Consider the following 19161-nt stretch of genomic DNA (forward strand, 5'->3'; position numbering starts at 1 on the left):
CTTCAATTCTCTGGTCCTATGGAAATTAGCCATATTAATCTGGTTGATAGAGGACACGATGTTAACCAAATTGTTGAAGGACTCCTTGAGTGGGAGGGCGGAAGCCAAAAGGTAACGGGTATTAAATGGCAAGATCAACCGGATAACATCGTGACATTCGATACTCCGATAAAGACAAGCTGGATAAAGTTTACCATCGATCCGGAAAATAAATACACCAATCCAAGCGGTGCAGAATGCGGACTGGCAGAGTTTGAAGTATTCGCGGCAAGAGGAGCGTTCGAGAAGAAAATCGTGGATTATAAATCGGTTGCCGTAGATACGAACCAAGGCGTAATCCCCGTACTTCCCGCACAGGTTGAAGCCGTCTACAACGACGGAACGACAGGACTCGCGGATGTCGTGTGGGCCCCAATTACGGCAGAAATGGTAGCCCATGCTAGTGTGCTTACCGTTAAAGGAACGGTAGAAGGATCATCGGCGGAACCCAAAGCTACCGTCAGAGTGGCCGAGGTTCAACAATTGTTTACGCTCAGCCTAAACCAAACATCCATCAGCCTGACCGTTGGCGAAACGCATCAAACGGTCGTCAGCGCGACATACAGCGAATCGGGCGCGGTGAAGGATGTCACTTCGCTAGCCGAATTCAAGGCAGAGGACTTGAAAATTGCTTCTGTAGATAACAATGGATTGGTGACTGGTGTAGGGGAAGGCAGCACGACAGTGAGCGCAACTTATGGCGGAAAAACGGTGACGGCGCAGGTTCATGTGACWAAGCGYGGCGAGCWGCAAACRGCCGTGAAGTTTTCCGGTCCGTCTACGGTCCTGAAAGGYGAGCCGTTCTCCGTGAAATATGGACTGAAGGATGTAAAAACTCCGRTATTGGGCCAGGATGTATTGCTCCAGTATGACTCCAGTCTCTATGAATTCAAAGATGCGGTTGCCATCCTTGAGGGAGTTAGTGTCTATGTACAGGAGATGCCTACTCCTGGACAAATACGCTTGCTTGTCGCTAGTCTTGGAATGGACAATGCGATCAAGGGTGATACAGAAATAGTAGAGCTGAAATTTATGGCTAAGCAAGTCTCGCAGAACGCAAACGGGTCGATAACAGTTGCAAGCGCCGCTTTAGGCGACGCGCAAGGAAACGAAAGTCAAGCGATTCCGGCGTCCATACGAGTCGAAGTGAAGGCGTCTCCGGTTATGCCGGGCGACTCGAACAACGACAACAAGTACTCGATCGCCGATCTTGCCATCGCGGCGGCTCATTATGGCATGAAAGATGAGCATCCAGATTGGAACAAGTTCAAGTCGGCGGACTTCGATGGCAATGGCGTTATCGATATTGTCGACCTTGCGGCGATTGCTAGAAAGATTTTGGAATGATCTTTATTTACTAGGGAAAGGAAGATTATTAAGTTCGCAACTAGGGCGGAAGCGGTCACTTTGATTTTCTTTACGATTAAATAAATCGACCGCCATGGTCGGTGAAAACACCAAAGGCACGGCTCAATCATTCCGATGATTGAGCCGTGCCTTATCCATATGCAGAGCATCTCTTTTTAGAGATTCGTTATTTTTTGGTGTGCCGATTCTATTGATTTTGATTTTTTTTCATTTGTTATTGTTTAGTATGGTGAGGTTAACCATATATACTGAGGTCGTAAACAGGCGGGTAGCATTACAAGGTTGGGACTAAGTTCAGAATTACAATTCTTAGGTTAAATATGTGATTATAGCTTGGTAGGGTGAAGAATGTGGTATAATATCCCTATTCTTACAAGCACCAGAAGGAGATCGGCAAAATGAACTTGGATCAATTGTGCGAAGGTATTCAGTTGGATGAGGGCGCCCGTCAGACGATCAATCGGATTCATATTGATGATAAAAACTATAATCAACGAAAACAGCAGTTTATAAGCGATAGGCTAGCCTTCTTTGACTGCGTGAAGCAATCACCGTCTTACCGCGAGACGTTCTTGGCCCTATTCGCAAGATTTGCGGTGGATGCCTATGAAGAATATAGGGCCCGAGGCATATCGGACGATATTTATTACGACACATTCTCTGATCTGCAAATATGGTGCAAGAAATGTTACCAGGATTTCGGCGTCTATGGCATCGAAGAATACGGGTGGCTGCAGGAGCACGTTCAACTACGGTTATTTCGGCTAGGTCGGCTGCAATTCCAGCCTATAGCGCTGGATCAAGATGTGAAGGCGGAAGGAAGAAAATTCCGCAAGGGAGAACTGGCGCTCAACGTTCATATCCCGGAAGGCGGACCGCTGGATGGGCAAAGCGTGGAGCGATCGTTCAGGGTGGCGAAAGCGTTCTTCCGGAGCATTCCTTCAATCTTCGTATGCCAGTCTTGGCTGCTCTATCCGCAGCTTAGCGAAGTGTTGCCGCCGACTTCAAACATCCTGAAGTTCCAGAAGAACTTCGTCGTCTATGAAGTGGACCGTGAGGCAAAGCAAGCGGAGGAACGGATATTCAACCGTGTGTGCGAAGACCCTTCTCTTTATGAAGAGCGAACGTCATTGCAGCAAAGCGCAAAGGCCTATCTGATGGCAGGTAATCAACTGGGGAACGGATACGGAATAAGATTCCAATAGTGAGAGAGAGCGAGCCGTTTGACCGTTTCTATACGGGCAGCGGCTCTTTTCATCCAAGGAATTACGAGACGTTTACAGCTGGGTCCATCACAAGCCATATTTGGTCAACTCTACTGTCAATGAGTATCTTTATATTGCTTAGGCGAAAGCCCCGGATGCTTTCATTGTTAGCCGTACCTATTGTGACCGAATCGCCGGCTTTGTCCGCTACATTGGTTAAGTAATCCGTAATATCCGCATTGTTCCTAAAGCGAAGCAGCGTGTCCTCCAAAAACTCCGTTTTACTCTGAAAATTAGTATTGGTTTGCTTGAGAAAGAAAACGGTATCATTGCGAATGTAGCCAGTCAATACATTGAAAATCAGGGTAATTAAAAGAAAAGTGCATAATATGAGCGGAATGAGAGTTGACGCAATATCAAATAAAATGATTTTTGATCGAAGAGACTACTTCTTAATCATTTGATTAGTAGACAAAACATTCAACTCCAATCAAACGAGGCTATTGTCATGCACAATAAATAGATGATAGCATGAAAGATAACGGTGAGGGAAACCCAGATGTTTGGTGCTGAGTATTGCAAGAGAATCTGAGATTCATATGGACACTGGAATCCTTGTGGGATGAGAAGGCAATTGAGATGCTCAAAAATAATCTAAATCGTGTTATTGATAGAAAGATGTCAACACTTGAGCTATCAGAACTCCTGCGTCGTTGATAATTTAGTCCGGATAGCATGTTAGAATTGAGAAAAGTTCTGGTGGAGGAGCAAAATACGATATGCTTAATTATCTCCAAAAGATACATATTTTCAGACGGTTTTTATTATCGTATATTTTGATTCTCGTGATCCCTTTAATCGCAAGTTTTATCGTATATCAAGTGAGTCTTAATAAAATCGTAGATCATGCAACGACAAGCAGTACAAAATTGTTGAAAGAAATGATATCCGCGATCGATCAGAAAAATATTGAAATCGAACAGTTCATTTATCAGCTGCATTTTAATCAGGATATTAGGCAATTAATGCATCGAAAATCTCCTAGCGATACGCTTGTTGCTTATGATATATACAAGGTTCGTGAAAGTCTTGAACAGCTTGTGCATACAAACACGCTTCTCAGCAGATTTTATATTTATTTTAATCAAATTGATACGATTGTAACTCCTAGATCTGCTTATGTACGTCCGGAAGATTTTTTCAATAATTATACTTATGATGAAATGAGTTTTGAGGAATGGAATACCAATATTAATCGGCATTTTTACTCGAGTTTTTACATTCCCGCTGCAAACGTAACTATGGAACGGGGAACCAATACCGTGAAAGAATCGGTTATTACCTATGTACAATCGTTGCCTTTAAATAATACATTATCGTCAAAGGCAAATGTTGTCGTAATGATTAATGAAAGCGAATTCACATCCTTATTAAGCCCGATTTCGGCTCAATATAACGGGTTTACGTATGTATATAATCAAGAAGGGGATATTCTCTTTAGTGATGATTCAACTGAAAATACTTCTATACGTAAGGATTCCTCCGGAAAACCTTTTGTTGATGTGGAAAATGGGAAATTTATGTATATAGAATTAAAATCCGAACATAATGATTGGACCTATGTAGCGGCAATTTCTAAGGATAAGCTGCTCGCAGATGTTAATCATATCAAAACGATTAGCATGCTAACCGCTTTAATCTCTATTTTGGCAGGACTTTGTATTGCGTTTGTTTTCTCGTTTAATAACAGCATTCCATTAAGTCGCCTATTACGTATTATCCCGCTTTCAGAAACGAAAAAAATAAAAAACCCTTATGAATTTTTACATAGTAATGTTGAGGATATGATTTCCAAAAATACCGATCTGAAAAATCAAATTCAGCAACAACAACCGATCCTGCAAGATTCTGTGTTGCGCTCTGTCGTTATGGGAGAAAGAACATCTATGAAGGATGCAGGTGTTCTGCTGGAGCAGGCTGATATCCGATTGAAAGGCGATATTGGATATGTTGGTATTATTCAAGTTATTCATTTCTCCAACGAACTTGACATAGAAATGTTGGATGAAATCAATGTTGCACGTCTGATGATCCAAAATGAAGTGAAGAAAAAGTTTCATGAAAATATTTATCTCTTTCATTATGATGTGAATCAAATTATTTTTCTTCTAACCTATTCCGAAAATGACCTTATCCATGATGAGAAAATTGAGAAGGAGCTTAATTTATTCATAGGTCTATTAATAGATAAGTATAGTTTAAAGGTCAATATAGGAATGAGCCAACAATTTCAAGGAATCAGGGGGATTTCGAAAGCATATGAAGAATCGAAATCCAGTCTACCGTTTATTCTATCCATGGATCAGCAAGCCACTTTGTATAGATATACGAACAATCCGGTAGAGCAAATGAATGTTTATTATTATCCGATCGAATTAGAGATCAGACTCATTAATTCTGTTATGAACGGTGATGAAACAGAGGTTATAGAATTATTTGATAAAATGCATGACGAAAATGTTGTAAAAAGAAGGTTAACCCAGCAAAATGGCACCCAACTAATTGGCGCATTACATGAGACAATGATTCGAATCTTATCAAAGAATACCGGAAATAATCAAATCATCATGGAAGATATTCAAGCCAGGTTGGAAAGAGTGATGGGTAAGAATAGCATCTTTAGTCAAGACGTTGACCAAATAAAGTGGATGATGATCGATATTGCTCGAAGGATACAAAAACAAATGCTTGCCGGAAACCAGGTGCTGATATCTAAAATAAAAAAATATATCAAGCAGAACTTTCATGACCCGGATTTAACCCTGTACCAATTATCTGATGCAGTCGGTTATCCGGAAAAAGGAATTCCGATCATTTTTAAAAATAATATCGGAATTAACATTTCTGATTATATTGAGGAAATTCGAATGAACTATGCAAAATTAAAACTCACGCAATCGAATGATTCGATTGAAGATATTGCTACTGCTTCCGGATATAATAGCAGTCATTCATTCAGAAGGGCGTTTAAACGGATTACCGGTTTATCCCCTTCAGAGTATCGATCGGTTATTGAGTGCTCGTGAAGTGAATCTATAAGGTATTCCAAGAACCATCATGATTAGGATCCTCCTGCGTTTGTAGGGGGATTTTTACATTCATTGAACAAGCTAAAGGCTATTATTATCCCTTCTACAGCAGGTTTAATTAAATGTACCCTTCTGATTTATTGTACGGTTATGGGTGCTGGACATATAAAACCCCTTGATAATAAAGGAGTTACTTGGTGTAACCTGCAAATGAATTGTCCCTTTTCGTATTTCCGCAATCATAATATGATAGCGCTATCAACACGGAATATCACCCTAGAATTTGTTCGGAAATATGATAATGAAAGGGGAATGAAATGGAACTGAGAGGAGTCAAACAACCTGGGATTCAACAGACAAGCAAAAAAAAGGTGAGTGTGAAAGACAATTCAGCTGTAAAAAAAATCAAAAGGCATTGGCAACTCTATTTATTAGCGATCGTTCCTTTAGCATTTCTAATTACCTTCAAGTATGTACCAATGGCCGGAATCATCATTGCCTTTAAGGACTACAGCGTCACAAAGGGGATCATGGGAAGTGATTGGGTAGGTTTGCGCTACTTTAGTTACTTTTTTGAAAGCCCGAACTTCTCCCTGTTGATGAAAAATACGCTTGGTTTGAGTCTTTATGGGCTGATCATTGGATTTCTCTGTCCAATCATTTTGGCACTAGCATTAAATGAAGTAGGTAATGCCCGATTCAAGAGGCTAATACAAACCGTTACCTACGCACCGTTTTTTATCTCGACGGTCATTATGGTATCGATTATTATCTTATTCCTGTCTCCAAATGCAGGATTAGTTAATAATATTCTCGAGTTGTTTGGCATCGGGCAGATTAATTTTATGGGTATACCGGCATACTTTAAATCGATTTATGTATGGTCTGACGTGTGGCAAAATACTGGTTACGCTGCAATCATTTATTTAGCGGCATTAGCTGGAATTGATCCAACCTTGTACGAAGCGGCAAAGATAGATGGTGCCAGTCGTTTGCAGAAAATCACTTATGTAGACCTTCCCGGGATTACGCCGATTATTGTGGTACTTCTTGTGTTAAGCATTGGCAACATCATGTCGCTAGGTTTTGAGAAAATTTATTTGATGCAAAATGATTTAAACACAGGTTCAAGTGAAGTGATAGCCACATACGTTTACAAAATCGGATTACTAGGAGCAAATTATAGTTTTGCAGCGGCTGTTGGTTTGTTTAATTCCGCTGTGAACCTTATTTTGATCATAACGGCTAATACGATTTCAAAACGATTTTCGTCTTCAAGTTTATGGTAAGGAATGTAAGGAGGAGGACAATGAACGGGAAGCCATTCACACAAGGTACGAATAAAACGAGAATAAGAGAATCAGCGGTTGACCGATTGTTTCTCGGAGGTATTTATTTCTTTCTATGTCTGATCTTAGTTTCTGTATTATACCCACTTATCTATATTGTAAGCGCCTCCCTTAGTGACCCGTCGGCGGTAACTTCCGGTCAAGTATGGCTGTTTCCGGTTAATCCTACGTTAGAAGGGTATACGACCGTGTTTAAAAACCCGCAAATTATTCAAGGGTTTTCCAACTCGCTTTTCTATGCGGTTGTCGGAACGCTGATCAGTGTAAGCATTACGGTTATGCTCGCCTATCCGCTTTCAAGACGAACCTTTTACGGCAGAGGCATCATCATCTTTTTGCTTGTATTCACCATGATATTTGATGGCGGCTTAATTCCAACTTATCTCGTCGTAAAAAATCTTCATTTCATCGATACGATTTGGGCACTATTGCTGCCTTCGGCATTAGCGGTGTTTCAGGTTATTATTGCTCGAAGCTTCTTCCAGACAACGATTCCGGATGAATTAGCTGAAGCGAGTGAAATTGATGGTTGCAGTGATTTCCGCTTTTTTTGGAGCATCGTATTACCGCTTTCCAAACCGATTCTTGCCGTTTTAGTTTTGATGTATGCGGTTGCAAAATGGAATATGTATTTTGATGCATTGATTTATCTGAAGTCCGAACAACTATATCCGTTACAGCTTATCCTGCGAAGTGTATTGATATTGAACGCGGATCCAAACGGAGATGTTATGCAATTATTAAAAGCTCAAGGATTAAGGGAACTAATGAAATACTCTCTTATAGTTATTTCCAGCTTACCGGTCCTTATCATCTATCCGTTTGTGCAGAAGTACTTTGTGAAGGGTGTATTAATTGGCTCATTAAAGGGGTAACGAACAGGTAACAACAATTTATAAATGAAAGGGATAAAAATATGAAAAAACTAAAGATGCTAAGTATTATGTTATTCATCATTGCTTTATTATCGGCTTGTGTGCCTTCGAAGGATGAACCGTCCTCAAGTAAGGAAAACGGAAACACTGGTGCAGACGGTCCGATCCCGGTGACGATTTTCACACCCAAGCTGTCATGGGATGGTGAATTCGGAGCCGACGTCAATGAATTTACAAAACATGTGGAGGAAAAATTCAATATTAAAATTACATGGGAGTATGCTCCCCAGGATGTAGCGAAGGAAAAACAACAATTATCTCTCGCCAGCGGAGACTATCCGGATGCATATTTTGCAGTCACATGGCTAGATGGGTTTACGAAAATAGATGTACAAAAGTATGGAAAAGAAGGCGTATTTCTCCCGTTAAATGACCTAATTGATGAACACGCGCCAAATATCAAAAAAGCAATGGAAGAAGTCGAATATTTGGAAGGCGGGATAACAGCGCCTGATGGAAATATTTACGCCTTGGCATCTATCAACGAATGCTACCACTGTTCTAGGTATGGTAAAATGTGGATGGATACGGAGTGGCTAGAAAAACTAGGTTTAGAGATGCCTACAACGACAGAAGAGTTTAAAAATGTGTTACGCGCATTTAAAAATGATGATCCCAATGGAAATGGAGCAAAAGATGAGATTCCATTAAGCGGAGAAACTAGCGAAATAGGAAACAGTCCGACTATTTTCTTGATGAATGCCTTTATCCACAATAACGGAAAGGATTTTATTAACGTAGAAAACGGGAAGCTGGTTTTGGCGGCCATGAAACCGGAATGGAAAGAAGGATTGAAGTATATTCGCTCCTTATATGAAGAAGGATTAATAGACACAGGTACTTTCACTCAAAATATGGAGGCTCTCAAGCAGATGGGGACACGTGAGGGGGATTCCATCCTTGGTGCTTCAGCAGCAACTCATTTGGCTGTCTTCATGGATTTGGCTCATGAAAAATCGGCAGCGTTCGATGTTGTACCACCGTTAAAAGGGCCGAATGGCGTTCAATTAACGACTGCTAATTACGGAGCTGTAGACACACTTACATTTGCGATTACTGAAAAAGCAAAAGGTGAAAAGGCAGTAGCTTTAATTAAACTGGCAGACTATTTATATAGCGAGGAAGGAACGATGTTCGCAGCCAGAGGAAAAGAAGGCGTTAACTGGAGAAAAGGTGAATCAGGGGATATTGACTTAACCGGCAAACAAGCAAAATATGCGATAATTCCAGCTGATCCAAAAGAAGAAGAGAAGGAGGAAGCAGAAAAAAGGTATTACTCTTGGGGAGAAAGAGGCCCGAATATGTTAACGAGAGAATTGAGAGATTCGATTGCAGCGCCAGAAGATGAGTTTTCACCTGAAGGCTATGAAAGAAGACTTTTCAATGCAACTTTAAAATATGATGGATTTGAGCCGGAAGATATATTCATCGCTAAAGGAGCTTGGATTGATCCTGCAGAGGCAGAAGAAGTCTCGCTGTTGCAGATTAATATCAATAAATATATTAATGAAAACACAGTACAATTTATTACAGGCGCAAAAGACATCGAAAAAGAATGGGAAAGTTACTTGAACGGTTTTGAAAAGCTGAATGTCAACCGTTATCTGGAAATCTATCAAAACACATATAACCAATAATACCTTATAGAATCTATAAATAGGGCTTAATATGGAACGGTGTCTATTAAGCCCTATTCCTTTTGACTAGGAAGGAGTGCTGTTGAAATGAATCCAAAAACGCGATTCATTGATGTAGAAGCATACGGTGGAGAAGCAAACTCAGAAAAGGATCATACCCCTATTGTTGATAAGTTATTTCAAGATATCAGGGGAGCGAAGGAAGAGGTGATGGTCTCTTTTCCAAAAGGAATCTATCATTTCTATCCTGATTTTGCACCGAAAAGAGCTTTCCACACATCGAATACGGATACGATCAGACATCCTATCAAGACCGTATGTTTTTTAATCGAGGAACTTGAGAATGTGACCATTGAAGGAAACGGCTCGATGTTTATATTTCATGGAGATGTGATGGCGCTTGGGATTTTTCATTCTAGAAATATCCACATCCGAAATCTGTCATGGGATTATGAAGTTTCGACATGTTCAGAATTAACGGTAAAGCACATTGGGGAAGAACAAGGACTTTATTATGCAGATTATCATCTCGAAGAACAAGTTCCCTATGAAATTGCTGACAATGAGCCGTTGTTTTATTGGCTAAGTGAGAAGAGCCCTTACACAGGTGAATATTATTGGAGAGAAGAGGGCTCCAAAAACGATTGGCTTGTTGTCGGATTTGATGAAGCGAGCGGAGCAAAAAGAAGATTTGAGGCTAATGAGGGGCCGTTTTCTTCGAATCGTGTAAAGATCAATGAATGGAACAATGGGAATATTCGTATTTATTATCGACATGCTCTTCCCAAAGCAGTTATCCCAGGAAGAGTATTTGAATGTTGCAAGGTTATAGATCGCAATACGGCAGGCGCTTTCATATGGGAAAGTGAACAGATACGGGTGTCGGATGTAACGATTCATTATTTGCATGGGTTTGGCTTCCTAGTACAAATGAGCGGCGACGTGACGTTCGATTCGACCGATTTCATTCCCAATCTTAACATGGGGAAACATGGGTCGAGCTTTGCCGATTCCATTCATGTTTCTGGTGCAAAAGGGAAAATTGTGATTAATGGATGTACGTTTACCCATCCGCATGATGACCCTATTAATATACACGGCACGTTTACGAGGGTTCAAAAAATAATCAATGAAATGACCATCGAAGTCATCTATGCTCATCCCCAGCAGGCCGGTTTCCCGCAATATCATGTAGGGGACAAGGTTATCTTCTTTCGACGTGCAACAATGGGTGATGAATTCGAAGAAGAATTTGAGGTTACCCATGTTGTACATCCCGGACAGGAAGGCAATGATTTGCAAACGATGCAAGTCACACTGAATAAAAGGCTGCCGTTCGATACGGTACAAGGCGAATATAAAGAATATCTTTATGTTATGGAGAACGTGACGTATACACCAGAAGTTGTCATTACGAATAATCATTTTGCCCATATTCCGACAAGAGGAATACTTTGCACGACTCGGAGAAGTGTGTTGATTGAAAATAATCACTTCAAAAATATAACGATGAGCACTATTTTTATCTCGAATGATTCGAACGATTGGTATGAGTCCGGTCCCGTTAGAGATATGTTAATTCGCGGAAATACGTTTCATGTGACGCCTGTAGCTGGTTGGGATGACCGTAAACCGGCTATATATATCCACCCCATTCCACTTGGAGGGAAGACTTCTCCTGTTCAGATTCACAAAAATATTACGATTGAGAGCAATACCTTTTATATGGATCATGAATCTGTTGTATCCGCAGAAAACGTCGAAAATCTCATCTTCCGACATAATAGAATCATAAACAAGAAACCTGAGATATTGCCCCATCCGATATTTGAATTTGATACGTGCAAATATGTCGTGTTATCGAAAAATACATATGAAGGGTATCATCAGGTCTATGCCGCTATAAAAGGGATGCAGGAAAGTGATTTGCAAATTCATGAGGATCAGGTGGTGTTACGATGAGGGCTTGCGAATTGTTATACAGAAAACCGGCTAACACTTGGACGGAGGCTCTGCCGATAGGGAATGGAAGAATGGGTGCAATGCATTTCGGTGGCGTTGAAACCGAACAATTCCAGTTGAATGAGGACACATTATGGTCCGGTCCGCCGCGTAAAAATAAGTCATATGATGATAAAGAATCGTTAAAAAAAGTAAGACATTTAATCGATGAAGAGAAATACGTGGAAGCTATAAGCGAAACGAAAAATATGTTTGGTCCTTATACACAAGCATATATGCCGTTCGGAAATTTGAAGCTGCAATTTCTGCATGGGAATGTAACCAGTCACTACGAAAGAAAGTTAAATATCGAACAGGCCATATCCAAGGTGAAATATGCAGTCGGCAAAGTAGAATTCACGAGAGAAGCATTTATATCACATCCACATCAAGTATTGGTGATCAAGTTAGCAAGTTCAGTTAGAGGAATGTTAAACGTAGCTATATCCCTGGATAGTCTGTTGAAATACAATGCTGTTCATTCTACTGACCATAAATTAATTATTCAAGGGGTTTGTCCTGAATATTGTGCTCCGAATTATTACAAAGGAGACTGCTCGCTCCCCATTATTTATGGAAAATTTGGCGAAACAGACGCTATTCATTTTGAAGGAAGAGTGGGCGTAGATCAGAAGGACGGACAAATTGAATCAGAGAACGGAAGACTCGTCATAACCAATGCGACTGAAACGATCATCTATTTATCAATTGCTACTTCTTACAATGGTTATGACCAATTACCGGGTAAGAACTTCGATGACCTGTCTCAAAAAAATGAAGCTATATTAACCGGTGCAATGGGTATATCTTACGAAGAGCTGAGAAGAGCGCATATACTGGATTACCAAAACCTATATCGCCGGGTTGACTTCCAATTAGATAAAGAACATTCGGAAGAAGAGCTTGATACGGATAAAAGGATACGATTATCTGGTCCGAAAGATCTTGGAATGATTGAGCTTCTATTTCAGTATGGGCGATATTTGTTGATCGCATCATCTCGAGAGGGATCACAACCTGCTAATTTGCAAGGAATATGGAATGATTTGACGCGCGCGCCTTGGTCATCCAACTATACATTAAACATAAATACGGAAATGAACTACTGGCCTGCAGAAGTGACGAATTTGGCTGAATGTCATCGTCCTCTGTTACAAGCTATCCGTGAGCTCTCTGTAACCGGCAAGGAAATGGTGAGTGAAAGGTATGGATTGAAGGGGGGGACGGCCCATCATAATACAGATATTTGGAGACATGCTCATCCCGTCGGCGGTGATAGACATGGTGATCCGAGTTGGGCTTTTTGGCCAATGTCAGGGCCTTGGTTAACTCGTCATTTATGGGAGCATTTCACCTATTCACAGGACAAGGTGTATTTGGCGGAAGTGTTCCCTATTATAGCAGGTGCAGCGGAGTTTTGTTTAGATTGGTTAATAGAGGATGAGAACGGCTATCTTATTACATCGCCTTCCACATCGCCAGAGCATCGTTTTATTGCAGAGAATGGAGAGGTGGGCTCCGTTACAAAAGCGTCAACGATGGATTTGCAAATCATATGGGATTTGTTCTCAAACTGTGCTGCGGCTGGAGCTGTGCTCGGTATCGACAATGAGTTTATTAACCAAGTGAAAGCAGCAAAAGAACGCTTGCACCCGCTGCAAATCGGTAAGTATGGCCAACTGCAAGAGTGGTTGATTGATTATGAAGATTGTGAGCCGCATCACCGTCATGTATCCCATTTATATGGTCTTTATCCAGGATGCCAAATTACAGATGGTCCAATCATAGAAGCTATTCGGCAATCGCTAAATAGAAGAGGGGATGCAGGAACAGGTTGGAGCCTCGGCTGGAAAATTTGTCTGTGGTCCAGGCTAAAGGATGGCGAACGAGTACATTCGTTACTTCAACAGCTATTTATGATTGTCGAAGAAGCGGGTGAAGTTATGAAAGGCGGCGGACTGTACCCGAACCTACTTGGCGCACATCCACCTTTCCAGATTGATGGGAATTTTAGTTATACCGCTGGTGTGGTCGAGATGATTGTCCAATCGCATAAAGGATTTATCGAATTGTTGCCGGCGCTTCCTTCAAATTGGATCGCAGGTTCTCTTTCCGGTGTGCGTGTTCAAGGCGGGTTTGAAGTAAGTATAAAGTGGGATAGGATGCGGGTAACGGAAATGACGGTAAGCCATAAATCGAGTCAGCCCTTTGTATATAAATCTTCAGAGCCGGTACTCCTTCGTGAAGAGGGAAAAGAGGATCAAAGAGTAGACCCGGTAGATGGATATGTTACGATTTCAATGAATTCAGACAAGCCGTATAAACTGTTGCTTTTACGATAAAGGGGTGGAGAATATGAAACAACTAAGAATTGGAATTTTAGGAGCAGGTGGAAGGAGCTCTATTATCCAATATTGGCATAAGCCAAATGGCAATTCTGTTGTTGTGGCAGCTGCCGATATATCGCTGACAGCATTAGAGCAATTTCAACAAAATGTGAATCAGGAAGCATTTGTGACAACTAATTACAAAGAGATGCTTGCAAGGGAAGACGTTGATGCCATCGCCATCTTCACTCCTGATTACATGCATGAAGAACACGCAATAGCAGCTTTACAAGCCGGCAAACATGTATATTGTGAAAAGCCGCTAGCTATCACAATTGAAGCATGCGATCGCATTCTCGATGAATGGAAACGGTCAGGAAAGCATTTAATGATTGGATTTAATATGCGTTACATGAGCATGTACCAAACCATGAAGGAAATCATCAAATCAGGGGTAATTGGTGATATAAAAGCAGTCTGGGTAAGACACTTTGTTGGACTTGGCGGGTATTTTTATTATCATGATTGGCACGGTACAGCCCAAAATACAACTTCATTGCTTTTACAAAAAGCTTCTCACGATTTTGATGTGATACATTGGTTGACGGATCGTTATACAACGAAAGTATCAGCTTTTGGCAGTCTTGATTATTACGGAGGCAATAAGCCAAATGACTTGCATTGTCCTGAATGCGATGTGAAAGATACTTGTCCGGATGTAAGTATGTCACGGCTGACGCAATGCGCATTTCGAGAAGAAATTGATGTGGAAGACAACAACATGGTTATTATGGAATTAGAGGGTGGAATAAAAGCATCATATATGCAGTGTCACTTTACCCCAGACTATTCCCGTAACTATACGTTTATCGGAACAAAGGGTCGAATTGAAAACGATGATGTGAATGATAAAATTCATGTGAAAACACGAAAATCTGGTTCATGGCAGGAAATGAGCGATATTACCTATGATATGAAACAGCTTCCTGGAACACATGGCGGGGCTGATCCGCGTATCTGTGAAGACTTCGTCAATCTGATTTTATATGATAAGCAACCGTTAACCACCCCATTTGCAGGACGAATGAGTGTAGCGGTCGGTTGTGTAGCAACAGAATCCATTCGCTCCGGCGGTAAGGTTGTAGCTGTTGATCAGGGAAAACATAAAGAAGCTGGTGGAAATTTATTCGCTTTTGAGGACAACGTAAGCGTATAAGCCATAAACTCTTCCCATTTCATTCGGATCTCTTCTCTGCCTTTGAAAAGATCCTCCTTAGATTGGTGGTCAAACCTCAGATCTGTAGACAATTAAAAAAGCCCTAGGATGAAAGCTGACACCGATACTCCTTCGGTGTCAGCTTTTTCAAATTAATCTGAATCCGTTCTTCGTTATAAAAGTGAATAAATTCTTCGGTCACAGTTCAATAACACTAAATAGTAATCACTTTTTAGAAATTCATTATTTTTTGGTGTGCCGATTCTATCTATTTTGTTGTTTTATTCACTTTTTATTGTTGCATATGGTAAGGGTAACCATACATACTGAGGTCGTAAACAATGAGAGAATAGCCATTCTACTATCGAAAGGAAGATTTAATAATGATCCGTAAATTACTTTTGTTCAGCTTGGCTTTATTCCTGTGTATATCTAGTTTACCTCCAAAAGCTGCGTTTGCAGCGAATGAGCAAGCCTATTCGCTATCCATCGCCAATGCCAGTCCAAAGGTTAATCAAACCTTTCAGGTCAAAGTGAATGGAACAAATGTTATCGATTTGTACGCCTACGAAATTAATTTAACTTACGATACGAAACGACTACAGTTTGTGAGCGTGGACCTTGGAAAAGAAGGATTCGCAGTAAAACCGATTTTGAAAGGGAATACAATTCAATTAGCGCATACACAAATAGGAGAAAAGGCAGGCAAAAAAGGAAATGTGACCCTGGGCACACTAACCTTTAGGGCGATTGCTGCGGGATCGGCCGATATTGCACTTTCAAGCATTAAAGTCGTAAATTCCAAAATAGAATCCACGGTCGTTTCAAGTCGTTCCAGTGTGAAAGCTGTTGTGAAAAGCGATACGGGAACCAACGGATTTACTGACATTTCCAGTCACTGGGCGAAATTGTCTATCGAAGAAGCGGTGAAGCTTGGATTCATCGCAGGCTTTACAGATGGTACATTCCGGCCGAACGCACAAACAACTCGCAGCGAATTTGCGGTCATGTTAAGCCGTGCATTGAAACTAGAAGGCGTAGAAAAAGAACTGCCTTTCACGGATGTTAATAAGATTCCGGCTTGGGCTAGACCTTCCATCTCACAAACGATAGCTGCAGGGATTTTGAACGGCTATGACAATAACACCTTCCGTCCGGCACGTAATATTACCCGCGCTGAAATGACGGTAATGATCGTTCGTGCGCTAAAGCTCAAAGTTGATCCGAATGCGAAGTTATCTTTTGCCGATGCGGACAAAGTAGCTGATTGGGCGAGACCCTCTGTAGCCGCAGCGTATGAAGCGAATCTCATTAAAGGTCGCGGGAAGAACCTCTTCGCACCGAATGAGAATGCCACGAGAGCGGAAGCAGTGATCATGATTTTGGGGATGCTGGAACATAAAGAAAAGACGAATTAAATCTTTCAGCTCTTGCTAGATTGATACGGGGTTAACTAAGAAGAGGGGGAGGCAGAAAAGCCTTCCCCTGTTCTTTTAATGAAGAAGCCAATGATCAAAATCTCCATTTTTTCATCATAATGTCCACATAGTGCAAAATTAAGTCTCGTTTGTTCAAAGACTAATATAGTTTGGGAGTATATCATATCAGACAACACTATCATTTGTTGATTCGTGACGGGTAGAAGCTGATCTAACATCGAATGATGTTCTAATTTCTGATAGCGTTTGCAAACAAAAAATTAATCACTCAACTGAGGAAAAGAGGAATTAAATATGATCACAAACAAAACACCGCAATTAGGAAATACGGCACGCAGCTACGATCTTGTTCAAGGTTGGGCAAAGATTCCTGCTGATTTGGAGTTTGGCTATACGCATGGAATCGTCGTAGACCAACAGGATAACGTTTATGTCTTTCATACAGGAAAGCCCTCCATTTTCAAATTTGATCAGACCGGGGAATTTCAAGCGGCTTGGGGCGAAGAGTTCGAGGGGGGGGCACACGGATTTTATCTTCATAAGGAGCAAAATAGTGAATACCTCTTTATCACAGACACTTCTCGAGGTAATGTTGTAAAAATGGATTTAAGCGGAAAGCACTTATTGACATTGGGAACACCTGATCGTCCTGATATATACAACGAGGAGCATAAATATGTCCCTACAGATGTAGCCGTTTCGGCAAATGGCGATATTTATGTATCTGATGGTTATGGACAAAGCTGGATTCATCAATATACAGCAGCAGGGGAATATATCCGTTCATGGGGTGGAAAAGGTACGGAATTAGGACAATTGAACTGCCCACATGGTATTTCCATTGATGTTCGCAGTGGTATAGAGGAAGTTTATGTAGCGGACCGTGGCAATCATCGGATACAAGTCTTCACCTTACAGGGCGATTTCAAAAGAGTCATTGTCGATGATATGGATATGCCCTGCAGCTTCTATTATCACGGGGACGATCTCTTCTTCCCAGACTTAAACAGTCGGATTACGATCTTCGACAAAAATGATCGGTTGATCTGTCATCTAGGTGAAGATCAGCAGGCTTATAAACAAGAAGGCTGGCCGAATTTACCTAAGTCTTACTACAAGGATAATAAATTCAGCTCACCACATGGTGTTTGTGTTGATTCTAAAGGTTCTGTCTATGTTGCTGAATGGATTTTCGATGGACGTATAACTAAGCTTACACTTGCATAATTAACTGGTAAACAATCATTATTACCTAGTCATAGAAGCTGATAAAGTAGGTAAACTTTAGTTTCAATAAACTAGTAAATGGAGATGATAGCATGTCTGGAAATAAGGCAGTTGTTTATAGTAAACCAGGAAGTGTTGAGGTACGAGACACAGCTTATCCAGACTTGGTGTTGAAAGATGGCCCGGGTGTAAATCCATTAAATGTAGGACGTAAATGTGAGCATGGGGTTATTCTGAAAGTGATTACAACGAATATTTGCGGAAGCGATCAGCACATGGTTAGAGGAAGGACAACGGCTCCATCCGGTCTTATCTTAGGTCATGAGATAACAGGTGAAGTTATTGAAGTGGGTCGTGATGTCGAGTTTATAAAAAAGGGTGACTTGGTCTCCGTTCCTTTTAATATTGCCTGCGGACGTTGTCGCAGTTGTAAAGAACGTAATACAAATATATGTTTAAATGTTAATCCAGACCGTCCTGGTTCTGCTTATGGTTATGTGGATATGGGCGGATGGGTTGGCGGACAATCCGAATATGTCATGGTTCCATATGCAGACTTTCAGTTATTGAAGTTCCCAGACAAAGAGAAAGCAATGGAAAAAATTCTTGATTTGACGATGCTCTCTGATATTTTCCCTACTGGTTATCATGGTGCGGTTAGTGCTGGGGTTCGCCCGGGATCAACGGTATATGTTGCCGGTGCAGGTCCGGTAGGTCTTGCCGCAGCGCACTCTGCTCAATTGCTAGGGGCAGCGGTTGTTATCGTCGGTGATTTAAATGCAGAGCGTCTTGCCCAAGCGAAAAGCTTTGGTTGTGAGACGATTAATCTTCGTGAGAATGGTGATTTAGCCGGACAAATTGATCAAATTTTGGGATCTCCTGAAGTAGATTCAGCGATAGATTGTGTTGGTTTTGAAGCGCATGGGCATGGGAAGGGGCATGGCGAAGCGCCAGCAACGGTATTGAACTCCATTATGGAAGTTACTCGTGCAGGCGGCAGCTTAGGAATTCCAGGACTTTATGTAACAGGGGATCCAGGTGCTGTGGATGAGGATTCGAAAATTGGAACATTGAAAATTCGTTTTGGTCTCGGTTGGGCTAAGTCCCACACGTTTGTGACTGGCCAAACGCCAGTTATGAAATACAACAGAGAATTAATGATGGCAATCATGAGCGGACGTGCACAAATTGCTAAAGCCGTGAATGCCACACTTATATCATTAAATGACGCTCCAAAAGCTTATCAAGATTTTGATCGCGGCGTTTCCCGGAAATTTGTTATTGATCCCCATGGCGTCGTTAAATAATGATGTTTTTATCCAGATTGGG

The 19161-nt window shown here is 41.2% G+C and carries 13 protein-coding genes; 12 read left to right on the top strand and 1 reads right to left on the bottom strand.

The window, feature by feature from the left end:
* From AC787_RS01250 to AC787_RS01300, 9 genes are all read left to right on the top strand, one after another.
* The coding region (locus AC787_RS01250; RefSeq protein WP_200930689.1) for an Ig-like domain-containing protein at positions 1-1386 on the top strand (1386 nt) is incomplete at its 5' end.
* Between the two features lie 419 nt (positions 1387-1805).
* Complete coding sequence (locus AC787_RS01255; RefSeq protein WP_054023129.1) at positions 1806-2612, top strand: acyltransferase domain-containing protein; 807 nt, start codon at positions 1806-1808, stop codon at positions 2610-2612.
* A gap of 779 nt (positions 2613-3391) precedes the next feature.
* Positions 3392-5698, top strand: coding sequence for a helix-turn-helix domain-containing protein (locus AC787_RS01265; RefSeq protein ID WP_054023131.1), 2307 nt, complete (start codon positions 3392-3394; stop codon positions 5696-5698).
* A gap of 320 nt (positions 5699-6018) precedes the next feature.
* Entirely contained in the window at positions 6019-6990 is a 972-nt protein-coding gene (locus AC787_RS01275; RefSeq protein ID WP_054023133.1) for an ABC transporter permease, read from the top strand.
* Between the two features lie 20 nt (positions 6991-7010).
* Positions 7011-7925, top strand: coding sequence for a carbohydrate ABC transporter permease (locus tag AC787_RS01280; protein WP_054023134.1), 915 nt, complete (start codon positions 7011-7013; stop codon positions 7923-7925).
* A 170-nt stretch (positions 7926-8095) separates the two neighbouring features.
* Positions 8096-9622 (top strand): extracellular solute-binding protein, encoded by a 1527-nt coding sequence (locus AC787_RS01285; RefSeq protein WP_161807502.1) that lies wholly within the window; start codon positions 8096-8098, stop codon positions 9620-9622.
* A gap of 87 nt (positions 9623-9709) precedes the next feature.
* Positions 9710-11584, top strand: coding sequence for a right-handed parallel beta-helix repeat-containing protein (locus AC787_RS01290; protein WP_054023136.1), 1875 nt, complete (start codon positions 9710-9712; stop codon positions 11582-11584).
* Complete coding sequence (locus AC787_RS01295) at positions 11581-13965, top strand: glycosyl hydrolase family 95 catalytic domain-containing protein (protein ID WP_054023137.1); 2385 nt, start codon at positions 11581-11583, stop codon at positions 13963-13965. The genes AC787_RS01290 and AC787_RS01295 overlap by 4 nt, the downstream gene beginning before the upstream one ends.
* 13 nt (positions 13966-13978) lie before the next feature.
* Positions 13979-15166, top strand: a complete 1188-nt coding sequence (locus AC787_RS01300) for a Gfo/Idh/MocA family protein (protein ID WP_054023138.1) — start codon at positions 13979-13981, stop codon at positions 15164-15166.
* Between the two features lie 103 nt (positions 15167-15269).
* Here AC787_RS01300 and AC787_RS35255 read toward each other — a convergent pair whose 3' ends face one another.
* The gene (locus tag AC787_RS35255) at positions 15270-15368 is read right to left on the bottom strand and encodes an IS3 family transposase (RefSeq protein ID WP_082360581.1); all 99 of its coding nucleotides are present in this window, start codon (positions 15366-15368) and stop codon (positions 15270-15272) included.
* 181 nt (positions 15369-15549) lie between these two features.
* Between AC787_RS35255 and AC787_RS01305 the strand changes: the two genes are divergently transcribed.
* The 3 genes from AC787_RS01305 to fdhA all read left to right on the top strand — a co-directional run bounded on the left by AC787_RS01305 (position 15550) and on the right by fdhA (position 19139).
* Entirely contained in the window at positions 15550-16584 is a 1035-nt protein-coding gene (locus AC787_RS01305) for an S-layer homology domain-containing protein (RefSeq protein ID WP_054023139.1), read from the top strand.
* A gap of 315 nt (positions 16585-16899) precedes the next feature.
* Positions 16900-17832 (top strand): hypothetical protein, encoded by a 933-nt coding sequence (locus tag AC787_RS01310; RefSeq protein ID WP_054023140.1) that lies wholly within the window; start codon positions 16900-16902, stop codon positions 17830-17832.
* Between the two features lie 92 nt (positions 17833-17924).
* Complete coding sequence (fdhA, locus tag AC787_RS01315; RefSeq protein ID WP_054023141.1) at positions 17925-19139, top strand: formaldehyde dehydrogenase, glutathione-independent; 1215 nt, start codon at positions 17925-17927, stop codon at positions 19137-19139.
* Positions 19140-19161: the final 22 nt, after the last annotated feature.

Origin of the sequence: Bacillus sp. FJAT-28004 (assembly GCF_001280845.1) — a bacterium.
Classification (GTDB): Bacteria; Bacillota; Bacilli; order Paenibacillales; family Paenibacillaceae; genus Pristimantibacillus.

What these genes read in the sequence shown, in the direction of transcription:
- AC787_RS01255 (WP_054023129.1), top strand. Translation starts at nt 1,806, where the DNA reads ATGAACTTGGATCAATTGTGCGAAGGTATTCAGTTGGATGAGGGCGCC.
- AC787_RS01265 (WP_054023131.1), top strand. Translation starts at nt 3,392, where the DNA reads ATGCTTAATTATCTCCAAAAGATACATATTTTCAGACGGTTTTTATTA.
- AC787_RS01275 (WP_054023133.1), top strand. Translation starts at nt 6,019, where the DNA reads ATGGAACTGAGAGGAGTCAAACAACCTGGGATTCAACAGACAAGCAAA.
- AC787_RS01280 (WP_054023134.1), top strand. Translation starts at nt 7,011, where the DNA reads ATGAACGGGAAGCCATTCACACAAGGTACGAATAAAACGAGAATAAGA.
- AC787_RS01290 (WP_054023136.1), top strand. Translation starts at nt 9,710, where the DNA reads ATGAATCCAAAAACGCGATTCATTGATGTAGAAGCATACGGTGGAGAA.
- AC787_RS01295 (WP_054023137.1), top strand. Translation starts at nt 11,581, where the DNA reads ATGAGGGCTTGCGAATTGTTATACAGAAAACCGGCTAACACTTGGACG.
- AC787_RS01300 (WP_054023138.1), top strand. Translation starts at nt 13,979, where the DNA reads ATGAAACAACTAAGAATTGGAATTTTAGGAGCAGGTGGAAGGAGCTCT.
- AC787_RS01305 (WP_054023139.1), top strand. Translation starts at nt 15,550, where the DNA reads ATGATCCGTAAATTACTTTTGTTCAGCTTGGCTTTATTCCTGTGTATA.
- AC787_RS01310 (WP_054023140.1), top strand. Translation starts at nt 16,900, where the DNA reads ATGATCACAAACAAAACACCGCAATTAGGAAATACGGCACGCAGCTAC.
- fdhA (WP_054023141.1), top strand. Translation starts at nt 17,925, where the DNA reads ATGTCTGGAAATAAGGCAGTTGTTTATAGTAAACCAGGAAGTGTTGAG.